Below are 12886 nucleotides of genomic sequence, written 5' to 3'. Positions count from 1 at the left end.
CCTAGAAAACACATCCCGAAAACCGTTCGATCGAACGCATCCGCTTCTCAACCCCACGGCCTCCCCCGCATCGCATGCGTCTCCTCGCCGGCCTCCTGCTCGCCGTGCTCCTGCTCTGCGGGTTGGCCTGCGCCGCGCTCGCCCTCGGACAGCGCCGCTTCCTCTATCCGGGCGCCTTCAGCGCGCCGACACCCTGGCCGGTGCCGCCCGGGGTCGCGACGATCACGGTCGCGACCTCGGATGGCGAGACCCTGCACGGACTGTGGCGGCCGCCGCGGCCGGGCTGCGGCGTCATCGTCAGTTTCCACGGCAATGGATCCCGCCCGGAACCGCACGCGGAGCGCTTCGCCGCGGAGCCGTGGCGGGCGCGCGGCTGGGGTCTGCTGACCGTGGCCTATCGCGGCTATCCCGGCTCGACCGGCAGCCCCAGCGAAGACGGCCTGATCCGCGACGGCCTGGCGGCCGTGAACGCCGCGCGGGCACAGGCGCCCGATGCGCCGATCCTGCTGCACGGCCATTCGCTGGGGGCGGCCGTTGCGGTCGCAGTCGCCGAACGGGTGCCGACGATCGGGCTTTACCTGGAGGCCCCGTTCGACTCGATGATCCACACCGTGCGGCTGCATGTCCCGCTAGTCCCCATCTGGCTCCTGCGCGACACATACCGCTCGGACACGCGCATCCGTGGCGGAACTGCGCCGGTTCTGATCGTGCAGGGACGTGACGACACGGTGGTGCCGCTCAAGTTGGCGCAAGGCCTCGCCGCAGCAGCCGGCCCGCGGGCGCGGATCGCCGTGATCCCGGGCGACCACACGTCCATCCTGGGGGGGCGGGACCGAGAGGCCGAGGCGATGTTCAGAGAGCGTGTCGGTCCGACCTGCCCGCAGCCGGCCGATCAGCAAGGATAGGAGCGGGGGGCGCGTGGTCGGACGGCGCTCGCAGCGCTGGAGCGCCGAGGATCCGGACGCACCGGGTGCGCAGGGCCGGCCCGAGCCGGTCTGCCCGCTCTGTGAGCGCCCGATTCCGCATCGCGCTCGCTCCAGCCTCCATCACCTCACCCCGAAGCTCAAGGGCGGAACCCATCGCGGTACCGTCCGCCTGCACCAGATCTGCCACTCGGCGATCCATGCACGCTACAGTGAGGCCGAGATCGCCAAGCGCCTGGCCGATCTCGAAGCCCTGCGGACCGATCCGGAGATAGCCCGCTTCCTCGCCTGGGTGCGCGGCCGGCCGGACGATTTTCACGCCGCGACGCGTATGACCCGCGCGCGGCGGTCGGCGCGGCGCTAGGTCTGACCGCCGGCGTTTACCGACCGTTCGTCACATCCGCAGGTTGCGGCGATCGCGTTCATCGCCGTCAACCCAAACCGGTCCAGGATCCCTCCGATCGCGAGGGTGGGACGATGGCCGGGGTCGGGGATACGGGTGATCGGCTCGCCTGGGTCGATATCGCCAAGGGGATCTGCATCCTCCTGGTGGTCATGATGCATTCCGTCACGGGCACCGGCGACGCCATGGGCGGGGAAGGTTTCCTCCATCCGGTCGTGGCCTTCGCGAAGCCGTTCCGGATTCCGGACTTCTTCCTTCTGTCCGGCCTGTTCATGGGGCGGGTGATCGACCGCGACTGGCGCCTGTTCTCCGACCGCCGGGTGGTCCATTTCGCCTATTTCTACCTGCTCTGGCTCGTGATCCAGTCGGCCGCCAGATACGGCAAGATCGTCGGCGATGACGGCCCCACGGCCTTCGCGGCGCATCTCGCCCATGCCCTGATCGAACCCTACTCGACGCTGTGGTTCATCTATCTGCTCGCGGTGTTCTCGGTCGTCACCAAGGCTCTGCGCCGCGTGCCCGACGCCGTGCTGCTCGCCGGTGCCGCCGTGCTGCAGATTGCCGACATCCGCAGCGAGTCGACCCTCATCGAGGAGTTCTGCGCCCGATATGTCTTCTTCGTCGCCGGCTATCTGTTCGCCGGCCGCATCTTCGCCCTCGCGGACGCGGCCCGGCACCGGGTCCGGCTCGCCCTGTGCGGCCTCGCCGCATGGGCGTTCGTGGAAGGTTGGCTCGCGCTGACTCCGTCGGGCCTTCCGAATCACCCGACCCTCGCCAGCCTGCCGCTGGTGAGCCTCGCCCTCGGCGCCGCCGGTGCGCTCGCGATCGTGGTGGCGGCGTCGCTCCTCGGCCGCGTCGGGGGCCCGATCGCCGAGGCGGTCCGAACCTGCGGGCAGCGCTCGATCGTGATCTATCTTGCCTTTTCGCTACCCATGGCGGCGACCCGGGAGATCCTCGTGCGCACCGGAGCCATCGCCGATATCGGACTTGCAAGCCTCATCGTCATGACCGTGGCGGTGCTGCTGCCGCTGGTCCTGGAGCGGCTGGTTCGCGGCACGGCGCTCGATCTGCTGTTCGTGCGGCCGCGCTGGTGCCGGCTCGTGGGGTCGGAGTCCCGGACCCGCCCGGTCCTGCAGGCGACCTGAGACGGGCGGCTTCAGCCCTCGAAGGCGATGCCGATCCGGCGGCTGCGCCGCCATGCAACGGCCGCCGCGCGCGGCTCGGCGCCGGCGCTCACGCGGAGCGGGAAGCGGTCCGGCACCACATGATCGCCGTCGACCTCGATCTGGGCGCCGACCTCGGTCGCGTCCCAGACCAGGCAACTGACTTCGCCGCCGTCGAGCAGGACCGCGCCGAAGGTGAAGGCGTTCTTCCGGAAGACGCCGCGGCGATTCTCCCTCATCGACTCCCCCATCCGCACCCGCGGGTCCGCGGAGACGATCTCCGCGGTCCGGGACGATGCCGGATGGGGGTTAACAGGGCAAATACGATCCCTTGCCTGCGCTCTCAGATCGAGATCAATAGTCGTCCGGATCATCCCTGTAGCGGCGCGGCCCAGGCCCATAATCGTCGTCGTACGGGCGGCGTGCGCGCGGCCGGTCGTAGTCGCGGCCATAGCGATAGGCGTCGCGCCGGTCGTCGTAATCGTCGCTCCGGTACCCGCCACCGCCGTATCCGCCACCGCCGTATCCGCCACCGCCGTAGCCGCCACCGCCAGAGCCGCCCGCAGTGATGCGCGGTGCGTACCAGCAGCTCTTCGCCTGGCCCGGTGCGGGATCGCCGAAGGTCTGGCTGTTGCAGGGCACGGCGCCGCCCTGAGGAAACGGCCGACCGTTGGTCCGGCCGGGCACGCCGTAATAGACGTTGGTCGCGTAGGGCATCCGGCAGACGCCGCCTTCCTGGGCGCAGCCGACCAGATTCACCGTGTCGAGCTGATAGGCCCGGGCCGGCGCGGGCATAACCGTGCCGGCTCCCAGCGTGATGGCTCCGAAGGCCAGAGCGATCCGAATCTGCACGTCCCCGATTCCCCATTGCGTCGCGGTCCGCGTGCCGAATAATCCGGTCGGCGGCTTCCGGCCAGCGGCCGCGCTCGCTATGGCGTCGCGCACGGATCCGTGCGGGCTGTTTTGGCACCGCCATGACGATGATCGGGCGGAGCCACCCGTGGTCGAACGGGATAGGGCGCCCCAGGAGGCCTTGATGAGGGATGCGTCCGCGCAGGAGCTTCTGTTGCTCAGCGCGCTGCAGGAATGCCGGATCCAGCTCGACGCGGCGCGCAAGGACGAGGCGGCCCGCGCCGCCGTCCGGGAGGAGCTGGAGGCTGCCCTTCGCCGCGAGGCGGAGCTCTCGGCTGTGGTCGCCGAGGAGCGCGAGCGGACGGAGGCCGTCCGTCTGGTGCTTCAGGCGCTGCTGATGAGCATCGGCTGGTTCGGCCTGCGCCGACGCCTGTTCCGGTCGCGCATCGCCCGGCTGGGCCGTGAGACGCCGGATTCAGGTCCGCAATCGGCCCGCCATTCCGTGCTGCTCACGGAGGCCCGACGGGTGCTCGGCGCGCCGGCCGTCCAGCCCCCTGCCCAACGCTAGGGCGTATCGGCGCGCGGGATGGGGAACGGGCGCCGAACGCTTCGATAACGGCCCCTTAAACCGCCGCATTTAGCGTGCGGAAACCGTCCTGCGGCGGGCCGGACAGACGCGCTGCGGCGGAACATTCGTAGACGGGATGCATGGCCAAGGGTCGGGGCAGGATTGAGCCGAACTTCGACGTGCCCGAGGGGCGTGTCCGGGATCGCGGCGAACTCGATCTGCGCCTGTCCCGGGAGGACCGTCCCGGGGGGGCAGGAGACGGCGTGGCGAAGCGATCGGGCGGCGGAGGAGCGCGGCAGCCGAACAAGGCGCCGGCGCGGACCACCGGGCGGGCGAAGGCCTCGGGTCGCGGCCGACGCCGGCGGTCCTGGCTCGGCCGCATCGTCTACGGCACCGTCGTCCTCGGTCTCTGGGGGGTGATCGGGCTTGCCGGGCTCATCGCCTACCACGCGTCGCAATTGCCGCCGATCGACCAGCTCGCGGTGCCGAAGCGGCCTCCCAACATCGCCATCCTGGCGAGCGACGGCTCGCTGCTCGCCAATCGCGGCGAGACCGGCGGCCGGGTGGTCTCGATCAAGGAATTGCCGCCCTACCTGCCGCGCGCCTTCGTGGCGATCGAGGATCGGCGCTTCTACCAGCATTTCGGCGTCGATCCGGTCGGCATCCTGCGCGCCATCGGTCAGAACCTGACCCGGCGCGGCGTCGCGCAGGGCGGCTCGACCCTGACGCAGCAGCTCGCCAAGAATCTGTTCCTGACGCAAGAGCGGACCGCCTCGCGCAAGATCCAGGAGGCGATCCTCGCACTCTGGCTGGAGCACAAGTACACCAAGGACGAGATCCTCGAGCTCTACCTGAACCGTGTCTATTTCGGCGCTGGCGCCTACGGCGTCGAGGCGGCCGCGCAGCGCTATTTCGGCAAGCCCGCCAAGGAGGTGAGCCTTGCGCAGGCCGCGATGCTCGGCGGCCTCGTTCAGGCGCCGTCGCGGCTCGCTCCGAACCGCAACCTCCCGGCCGCCCAGGCCCGCGCCGCCCAGGTGCTCGCCGCGATGCAGGAACTCGGCTTCGCCGCGCCGCAGGACGTGAAGGTGGCGCTCGCCCAGCCGGCGAAGCCCACCAATGCCCGCGGCGGCGGTTCGGCCAATTACGTCGCAGACCTCGTGATGGACGTGCTCGACGACTACGTCGGCAAGTTCGACACCGACATCACGGTCCAGACGACCGTCGATCCCGTCCTCCAGGCCGCCGCCGAGAAGGTGCTCACCGACGAGCTCAACGCCAAGGGCGCGCGCTTCAATGTCGGCCAGGGCGCGCTGGTCTCGATGCGGCCCGACGGCGCGATCCGGGCGCTGATCGGTGGGCGCGACTACGCCCAGAGCCAGTTCAACCGTGCCACGACCGCGAAGCGCCAGCCCGGCTCCTCGTTCAAGCCCTTCGTGTACCTCGCTGCCGTGGAGCACGGCGCCACGCCCGACACGGTCCGCGAGGACGCGCCGGTCCGGATCGGCAACTGGGCCCCGGAGAACTACTCGCACCGGTACGAGGGGCCTGTCACCCTGCGGACGGCGCTCGCCCATTCGCTCAATACCGTCGCGGTGCGGCTCGGCCAGGAGGTCGGCCCGAAGACCGTGGTGCAGACCGCCCAGCGGCTCGGCATCACCTCGCCGCTCCAGGCCAACGGCTCCATCGCCCTGGGCACGTCCGAAGTGACGCTGCTGGAGATGGTCGGCGCCTACGGGGCCTTCGCCAACGGCGGCACCGGCGTGATCCCCTACGTGGTGACCGCCGTGAAGAGCCAGGGCGGCAAGGTCCTGTACAAGCGCTCCGACAACGGTCTCGGCCGGGTCATCGATGCCAACGCCGACGGCATGATGAATGCGATGATGCACGAGGTCTTCGTCAGCGGCACCGGCAAGAAGGCGGACATCCCGGGCTGGGACCTGGCGGGCAAGAGCGGCACCACGCAGGACTACCGCGATGCTTGGTTTATCGGCTTCTCGGGCAGCCTCGTCACCGGGGTCTGGCTCGGCAACGACGACGGCGAGCTGACCAAGAAGGTCACCGGCGGCAATCTGCCGGCGGAGATCTGGAAGTCGTATATGACCCAGGCGCTGAAGGGGCAGACTCCGGTCCCGCTTCCCGGCTTGAACCGCTGGCGCAGGCAGCCGGAGACGACCGCCACGGTGGCGAGTGCCGCGCCGCCTGCACCGGGCGGGCTCCTCGGGCAGATTCTGGGCGAACCGGAGGCACCCGCGCCGCGCCAGTCCGCCCCGGCACGGCGCGCTCAGAAGGATGACCGCAACTTCATCGAAAAGTTGTTCGGGATCGGCGACTGACGCCGCCGATCGGTGACGGCCCGGAACTCGCCACCCCATCGCGGGCCTGATCGACGGTGCTCGAAATCCGGCTGACCGCGGACTTGACGCGGCAGCACTGATAGGCCCGGTGCCGATTGATCTATATTGGCGCAAATCGGACGCTTCTTAATCCCTAGAATAACGCCTTTTTCAATATTCGGGACTCAGAATTCGGGTCGATAGCAAGTCCGCTCCCCGGTTGCCGGGGCTGGCGGCAACCCGATCGAGCCCATGGTCCCGCGCGCGACTGCCACAGCGATCCGAGTCCACCTCGCCGATCGCGCCTCGCGTCTGATCGCGCTGGGGGGCACGTGCCTGCTGCTCTGCCTGACGCTGCTCGGGGTCTATCTCTGCCTTGATCTCCGCGATGTCGCTTGGCACAATGCGCGCCGCAACGCCGCGAACCTCCTGGCCGTGATCGAGGAGGGGGTCGGCCACAGCCTGCGGGTTTACGATCTCTCCCTGCAGAGTTCCGCACGCTTGGCGCACCGCGCGGATATCATAATTCTGGACCCGGAACTCAGACGCTTGGCCGTGTTCGACACCGCCGTCGCGGGCTCCGGTCTCGGCCCGATCACCGTCACGGATGCGGCGGGTGATGTCCAACTGACGAGCGATCCCAACCTGCGGAACCGGCCCAACCTGAGCACGCTGCCGGAATTCCAGATCCACAAGTCCAATCCCGATGCGGGTCTGATCCTTACTGGACCGACTCAGTCCGGTCTCACCGGGGAGCGCATTATCCGCATGACCCGGCGGATCCAGACGGCAGACGGCTCCTTCGCGGGGATCGTGTACGGATCGATCAGACTCGCGCATTTTCGGGCGCTCTTCGACCGGCTGCGCTTCGATGACGGTATCGCCCTGAACGTGTTCCATCGGGACGGGACGCTCCTGATCCGCGCGCCGGCCCGGCCGCAATTGCTCGGGCAGAGCATCCGTGCAAGTCCGGCCCACACGTTCTATCAGGCGCATGCCCGCGGCGAGTTTCAGGGACGGTCGGCCTTGGACGGCGTAGACCGGGTCTACAGCTTCGCGAATCTCGACGACCTGCCGCTGATCGTGACGGTGGCTACGGATGTCGACAGCATCCGCGAGGTCTGGATCTATAAGGCGGCGATCGTCGGTATCCTGATCCTCAGTCTCTGCGTCCTCACCTTTGGGCTGACAATTCTGCTCCACCGGGAGGTGGGTCGCCGGGCGGCCGCGGAGGCCTCCACGCGCGAAGCGAATGCTGCACTCGCGGTGCTCGCCCGGACCGACGGCTTAACCGGGCTGCCGAACCGGCGCAGCTACGACGAACACTTCGCCGTGGAGTGGACCCGTGCCGCGCGACTGCGGACTCCGTTGGCCCTGTTGATCGTCGATGCCGACCACTTCAAGCAGTTCAACGACCGCTTCGGCCACCAACGCGGCGACGAGGTGCTCAAGGCGGTGGCGCTGTGTCTGCAGCAGACGCTCGATACCGGCGGGCTGAGTTTCCGGATCGGCGGCGAGGAATTCGTCGCGCTGCTGCCGGGACTCGATGCGACGGCGGCGGGGGCGGCGGCGGAGCGCATCCGCCGCGCGGTGGTGAGCCTCGGGATCCCCCATGCTCCGGACGTCGGCGGCAGCGCCACGGTCAGCATCGGCGTGGCCTCCGCCGATCCGGCCAGCGGGGATCCGCCCGATGGCCTCTTCACGGCGGCGGACGCGGCCCTCTATGCCGCCAAGAAGGCCGGCCGCAATCGGGTGCGGGCCGCACCGCCGCGCGCACCCCCGACCCTCGCGATGCGGGCCTGAGCCGGCCCGCGGCTCAGAGCATGGGCAGGATCCGGGGGCGTGGCCCCCGAGGGAAATGCGCGTCGATCAGGGCAATCTCGGCCGCACCCAGATGCAGGTCCGCCGCGCCGGCATTCTCGATGGCCCGGTCCGGGCGACCGGTCTTCGGAATCGTGAAGGTGCCGGGCAGCCGGGTCAGGAAGGCGAGGGCCACGGCGTAGGGCGTCGTCCCATGGCTCCGCGCGATGCCCGCCAGGACGCGGCCGCCAGCACTGGCCGGATCGGGAAAGTCGCCGCTGCCGAAGGGCGAGTAGCCGACCATCGCGACGCCGTGCTTCTCGCACCAGGGCAGCACGGCATGCTCGATGGCCCGCTCGTTCAGATGGTAGAGGACCTGATTGCAGGCGATCCGGTCCGGCCCCGCAATGGCGAGGGCGCGGTCGAGATCCTCGACGTCGAAATTGCTGACACCCCAGGACAGGATCTTGCCCGCCCGGCGCAGATCCTCGAAGCCCGCGATCGTCTCCTCGAGCGGGTGCTGGCCCGGCCAGTGCAGCAGATAGCTGTCCAGCCGATCCGTCCGCAGGCGTCGGAGCGAAGCCTCGCAGGCCCGCGCCACGCCGCGGCGCGTCGCATTGCCAGGGACCACCTTCGAAACGAGGAAGACCTCCTCGCGGCAATCCGCGATGGCGGCGGCGACGATTGCCTCCGCGTCGCCGTACATCTCCGCAGTGTCGATATGGGTCATGCCGGCGTCGATTCCGGCCCGCAACGCGCGGATCGCATCCGTCCGGTCCGAACTGTCGATGTGCCACGTGCCCTGGCCGATGACCGGGACCGAGACGCGCATCGCGCCGAAGCTCCTGGCATACATGGCAGCGCTCCCTTTTCGCTGTCACAGGGGTTGCTGACGGCGATCCGGTCGGGATCGGGCCGCCGACGTGTCATGGGTCCGCCGTTCAACTCCCCGGCACGCCTTACTCGCGCCATCTTGGGGCGTTGAGCAATGGCTGGCGGCCTTCCGCGACGCTAAACTTTAGGCCCAGGCTCGAGGTCAGGCTGCGCGGGTATGCCGAGCCTGCGCCTCCCGCAGGGCGCCGCCGCGCCCGGCCACGCGACACCCGGTCCGTCAGTGGCCATGCTGGAGATGTGTCGATGCTGCCGGCCCATCGGATATTCTGGGGTCTGATCCTGCTGGCGGCGGCCGGCGCGGGGTTGCTCTACAACATCATCTTCGCGGCTGGCGCCTCTCCCCTCGCCGGATTCACCTACGGCCTCTGCATGGGTGCCACGGTGCTGGCTTTCGACCGCGGGCTGATCCTGGCCGGCCTGCAGACGCGGATCCGCCGCCTGCCGGCGTGGCTCTACGTGCTGGCCGCGGAACTCGCCTACGTCCTGATGATCATGGCGGGCAACGCCCTCGGCGGCTTGGTCGTCTGGGCCTTCGCCCTGACACCGGACGATCTGACGACCGCGACCCGGATGACCGCGCGGGTCCTCGCCTACGCCTTGGCCGTGTCCGGCCTCCTCGTCTTCGTGATCCGGATGCGCGATCTGATCGGCGGCGAGGTGTTCGTGAACTTCATGATCGGCCGCTACCACAAGCCGGTGGCGGAGGAGCGGATCTTCCTGTTCCTCGACGTCGTCGGCTCCACCGCCTTCGCGGAGGCGCACGGGGACCTGCGCGCCCAGGAGTATCTCGGGGCCGTGTTCGCGACGCTGGCCGAGCCGGTGCGGCGCAACGGCGGATCCGTGGACGACTATGTCGGCGATCTCGCCATGGTGACCTGGCCGATGGCCCGCGGCCTCAAGGACGCGCGCTGCATCACCTGCCTGTTCGACGTGCTCGACCGGATCGAGGCGGATGCCGCGGCCTGGACCACCCGATTCGGGACGGTGCCGCGGCTGCGGGCGGCGCTGCATGGCGGCTCGGTGGTCACGGCCGAAGTCGGAGTCGACCGCCACAAGATCGCGTATTTCGGCGACGCCGTGAACGTGACGTCGCGGATCGAGGCCCTGTGCCGCCCGCTCGGGGTCGGCATCCTGATCTCGCAGGATCTCCTCGGCCGTCTTCCGCGCCTGCCAGCCGGCGTCCGGGCGCGCTCTCTCGGCGCCCATGCCCTCCGCGGCCGCGGCGCGCCGTTGTCCGTGGCGACGCTGGAGCGTGGTCCTGTCGAGAGTGCCGCCGTGGCGGATCTGGCGCCGCGCCGCGCTGCGGTCGCCCGCTGATGGCCCGTGTCAGCGCCGCCCGCGCCAATACCTTGACTGCCGTCAAGATGGCGCTCCGTTTTGGCCTGCCGCTGATCGGGGTCGTGGTCTTCGGCCGCGCCATCGTGCTGTCGGTGGGCGGCGATATCGAGCGCTGGCAGTTCGGCCTGGGTGTGCTTCTGATTTTGGCGGGCTTCATCTCGAAGGTCGTGCCCCGGTCATGAGCGCTGCCACGAGCGACCCGACGCGTGCCACCCCGACCGGCCCGGCGATCTATCTCGACGCCGATGCATGCCCGGTGAAGGACGAGACCTACCGGGTGGCCGCACGCTACGGCCTCACCGTCCACGTCGTCGCCAACAGCGTGCTGAATCTCCCGCGCGAGCCCTGGATCGAGCGCGTGGTGGTCGGTTCGGAACTCGACGCCGCCGATGACTGGATCGCCGCGCGGGCCGGACCCGGGAGCATCGTGCTCACCGCCGATGTTCCACTGGCTGCGCGCTGTGTGAAAGCCGGCGCCACGGTTCTGGCCTTCACCGGTAAGCCTTTCAGCGAGTCCGGGATCGGCCTCGCGCTCGCCACACGCGACCTGATGCAATCGTTGCGCGAAGCCGGAACCATCACGGGCGGGCCGAAGCCGTTCTCGCGCGCAGACCGATCGGCCTTTCTGTCCGCCCTTGACCGGGCGGTGAACCGGATCCTGCGTGACCGGCCGAAGCCGGGCTGAGACCTGGCCGCCCTCCGATCAAATGGACGATTCAGGCGTCGTCCGCCGGGACGAGGCTTCTGAGCGCTTCGTTGATGCGGTCCTGCCAGCCCGGCCCGTCCTTCTGGAAATGCGCGAGCACGGCGCTGTCGAGACGCAAGCTCACCACCTCCCGCGAGCCGGGGATCGTCGTCGGCCGTGCGGCCGGTTGCGGCGGCGGGGCAGCCGGCTTCGGGGTCGTCGCGGCCCGGAAAGCCGCCTCGGCGGTCGCGCGCGGATCGGTGAAGCGGCGGCGGTTGCGGTCCTCGGCCATCGACCCCTAATCCTTCGCGGTCGTCTTCTTCGGTGCCGCCTTCTTCACGGCCTTCTTCGCGGAGCCTTTGGCGGCCGCCTTGGCTTCCTTCTCGGCCGCCTTGGCCTGCGCGTCTGCGGCCTCCTTGGCGAGGCGCAGCGAGCGCAGCCGAAGCGTCCGCTCATCCACAGCCTTGATGGCCGCGTGATGCTCCGCCATGGCCTGGGCGCCTTCGCGCGCCATGCGCTCCGCACGTTCCGCACGCTCAGCGCGATTCTCGGCACGCGTCTTCGCTTCCGCTTCCGCGTCGCGGACGGCATTTACCTCGTCGAGGTCAAACTCAGTCTCGTCGCTCATCCTGTCCCTTTCACCCCGGCTCGACGGATCCGACCCGACGCATCCTGCGCGAGACGGTGTCTGAGCGGGTCCGGCCTGTTCGACGGGCGGAGGGCAAGGCCGGATCATTCGCCCTCCCGCACCGCCGTCAGGCGCGCAAGGAGAGCAGCTTCGCGAAGGCTTTAGCATGCCCGCGACGCCGATGGCGAATCCGGATCGACGGTCGGGACTGACCGCGCACACCCTTCGTGCGGGTCGACCTGTCCATGCGGCCCGGGTCCGCGTTCTGACGAGAGATATCGGCCCCGATCGTCGTTCGATCAGCGCACGCCGAACCGAAGCGGGATGGAGACCGTCAGGTTCGACAGCGTGACACCGGGCGGCGCCGCCGGCATGCTGCCGCGCACCGCCGCGAGGGCGGCGCTGTCGATCTGGCCGATCCCGCTGGAGCGGGCCAGGCCGGCGCCCGTCACCTGGCCCGAGCGCATCACGGTGAAGCGCACCACCGCGGTCCCGCCCCCGGTTCCGACGGCCGCGTTCACGTTCATCCGGCTGTGGATCGCTGCGCTGATCGCGCCCTGCCATTGCCGCATGGCGCTCGGATCGTTGCCTGCGGCGGCCCGGCCGACCGCATTCTGACGCGAGGCCGAGGCCGAACTCCGCTCGGCGCCCGCCCGGGCCTTGGCCTCACGCGCCTTCGCCTCGCGCGCGGCCTTGGCTTTCGCCTCGCGGATCTCCTCCAGGCGCTCCTGACGCGCCTCTTCGCGCTTCTGCTCGCGGAGCTTCTCCTCGCGGATCTTCCGCAGCTTGGCCTCCCGTTCCGCCTTGAGCTTGGCGGGGTCCGGTGTGGGCTTCGGCGGTTCCTCGGTCTTGGCGACCTCGGTGGGCGGCGCCGCCAGCGGCTCGGCCGCCTCCGACGTGGAGGTGATCACTTGGTTCTGCGCCTCGACCGGCTGCGCCTCCGCCGGCGCTTCGACCGGCTGGGTGTCCTCCGGCTTGACCTCGGTCATCTCGGTCGGCGGCGGGGGCTGGACGGCCTCGTCGGGCGGCGCGTCCACCGGCTTCGTCTCCGGCGGGGCCTCCTGGCTCATCTGCTGCTCCGCCGGAGCTTCGGTGGTCGCATCCGTCATGAGCGGCGCGAGGTCGACGGTGATCTGCTGCTCGCCGGGCGGCGCGGGCGGGGCCAGCCGCAGGAACATCATCGCGGCCAACGCAAGCGCATGCAGCCCGAGGGCGACCAGGAAGGCGGCGACCAGCCCGGACGGGCGGCGCTCGCCGGCCCCGACCGGCAGATCCGTCGACGTGAAGGTGCTCATCGGT

The 12886-nt window shown here is 69.9% G+C and carries 15 protein-coding genes; 9 read left to right on the top strand and 6 right to left on the bottom strand.

Annotated features, from left to right (window positions below; all coding sequences use genetic code 11):
- Positions 1-74 precede the first annotated feature (74 nt).
- The 3 genes from ABIC70_RS19695 to ABIC70_RS19685 all read left to right on the top strand — a co-directional run bounded on the left by ABIC70_RS19695 (position 75) and on the right by ABIC70_RS19685 (position 2471).
- Complete coding sequence (locus ABIC70_RS19695; protein ID WP_274927011.1) at positions 75-905, top strand: alpha/beta hydrolase; 831 nt, start codon at positions 75-77, stop codon at positions 903-905.
- A 13-nt stretch (positions 906-918) separates the two neighbouring features.
- Complete coding sequence (locus ABIC70_RS19690; protein ID WP_274927012.1) at positions 919-1287, top strand: HNH endonuclease family protein; 369 nt, start codon at positions 919-921, stop codon at positions 1285-1287.
- A gap of 113 nt (positions 1288-1400) precedes the next feature.
- Positions 1401-2471, top strand: coding sequence for an acyltransferase family protein (locus tag ABIC70_RS19685; protein WP_274927013.1), 1071 nt, complete (start codon positions 1401-1403; stop codon positions 2469-2471).
- Between the two features lie 11 nt (positions 2472-2482).
- Here ABIC70_RS19685 and ABIC70_RS19680 read toward each other — a convergent pair whose 3' ends face one another.
- Both ABIC70_RS19680 and ABIC70_RS19675 read right to left on the bottom strand, forming a co-directional pair.
- A complete protein-coding gene (locus ABIC70_RS19680; protein ID WP_043352457.1) occupies positions 2483-2728 on the bottom strand; it encodes a hypothetical protein in 246 nt (81 codons plus the stop codon).
- A 115-nt stretch (positions 2729-2843) separates the two neighbouring features.
- Entirely contained in the window at positions 2844-3341 is a 498-nt protein-coding gene (locus ABIC70_RS19675; RefSeq protein WP_354440721.1) for a hypothetical protein, read from the bottom strand.
- 184 nt (positions 3342-3525) lie between these two features.
- Here ABIC70_RS19675 and ABIC70_RS19670 point away from each other — a divergent pair, with 184 nt between their 5' ends.
- The 3 genes from ABIC70_RS19670 to ABIC70_RS19660 all read left to right on the top strand — a co-directional run bounded on the left by ABIC70_RS19670 (position 3526) and on the right by ABIC70_RS19660 (position 8045).
- A complete protein-coding gene (locus ABIC70_RS19670; RefSeq protein ID WP_354440719.1) occupies positions 3526-3909 on the top strand; it encodes an ATP-dependent helicase in 384 nt (127 codons plus the stop codon).
- A 140-nt stretch (positions 3910-4049) separates the two neighbouring features.
- The gene (locus ABIC70_RS19665; protein WP_354440717.1) at positions 4050-6242 is read left to right on the top strand and encodes a transglycosylase domain-containing protein; all 2193 of its coding nucleotides are present in this window, start codon (positions 4050-4052) and stop codon (positions 6240-6242) included.
- 252 nt (positions 6243-6494) lie between these two features.
- Positions 6495-8045, top strand: coding sequence for a diguanylate cyclase (locus ABIC70_RS19660; RefSeq protein ID WP_354440715.1), 1551 nt, complete (start codon positions 6495-6497; stop codon positions 8043-8045).
- A 13-nt stretch (positions 8046-8058) separates the two neighbouring features.
- Here ABIC70_RS19660 and ABIC70_RS19655 read toward each other — a convergent pair whose 3' ends face one another.
- A complete protein-coding gene (locus ABIC70_RS19655; protein ID WP_279899212.1) occupies positions 8059-8898 on the bottom strand; it encodes an aldo/keto reductase in 840 nt (279 codons plus the stop codon).
- A 281-nt stretch (positions 8899-9179) separates the two neighbouring features.
- Between ABIC70_RS19655 and ABIC70_RS19650 the strand changes: the two genes are divergently transcribed.
- From ABIC70_RS19650 to ABIC70_RS19640, 3 genes are read left to right on the top strand one after another with little or no spacing between them, the layout of a single operon-like run.
- On the top strand, positions 9180-10253 hold the full coding sequence (locus tag ABIC70_RS19650; RefSeq protein ID WP_075380534.1) for an adenylate/guanylate cyclase domain-containing protein: 1074 nt from the start codon (positions 9180-9182) through the stop codon (positions 10251-10253).
- On the top strand, positions 10253-10456 hold the full coding sequence (locus ABIC70_RS19645) for a hypothetical protein (protein ID WP_179696931.1): 204 nt from the start codon (positions 10253-10255) through the stop codon (positions 10454-10456). Before ABIC70_RS19650 ends, ABIC70_RS19645 begins: the two co-directional genes overlap by 1 nt.
- Complete coding sequence (locus tag ABIC70_RS19640) at positions 10453-10959, top strand: YaiI/YqxD family protein (RefSeq protein WP_043354907.1); 507 nt, start codon at positions 10453-10455, stop codon at positions 10957-10959. The genes ABIC70_RS19645 and ABIC70_RS19640 overlap by 4 nt, the downstream gene beginning before the upstream one ends.
- A gap of 31 nt (positions 10960-10990) precedes the next feature.
- Here ABIC70_RS19640 and ABIC70_RS19635 read toward each other — a convergent pair whose 3' ends face one another.
- The 3 genes from ABIC70_RS19635 to ABIC70_RS19625 form a co-directional block, all read right to left on the bottom strand.
- Positions 10991-11251 (bottom strand): BrnA antitoxin family protein, encoded by a 261-nt coding sequence (locus ABIC70_RS19635; protein WP_043378655.1) that lies wholly within the window; start codon positions 11249-11251, stop codon positions 10991-10993.
- Between the two features lie 6 nt (positions 11252-11257).
- Positions 11258-11587, bottom strand: a complete 330-nt coding sequence (locus ABIC70_RS19630; RefSeq protein WP_052083634.1) for a hypothetical protein — start codon at positions 11585-11587, stop codon at positions 11258-11260.
- Between the two features lie 299 nt (positions 11588-11886).
- Positions 11887-12882 (bottom strand): energy transducer TonB family protein, encoded by a 996-nt coding sequence (locus ABIC70_RS19625; protein ID WP_043354908.1) that lies wholly within the window; start codon positions 12880-12882, stop codon positions 11887-11889.
- Positions 12883-12886 lie beyond the last annotated feature (4 nt).

Source organism: Methylobacterium sp. 1973, from assembly GCF_040545035.1.
GTDB classification, from domain to species: Bacteria; Pseudomonadota; Alphaproteobacteria; order Rhizobiales; family Beijerinckiaceae; genus Methylobacterium; species Methylobacterium fujisawaense.
The sequence above is the reverse complement of the archived record's forward strand: the minus strand, read 5'-3'. Positions and strand labels throughout refer to the sequence as shown.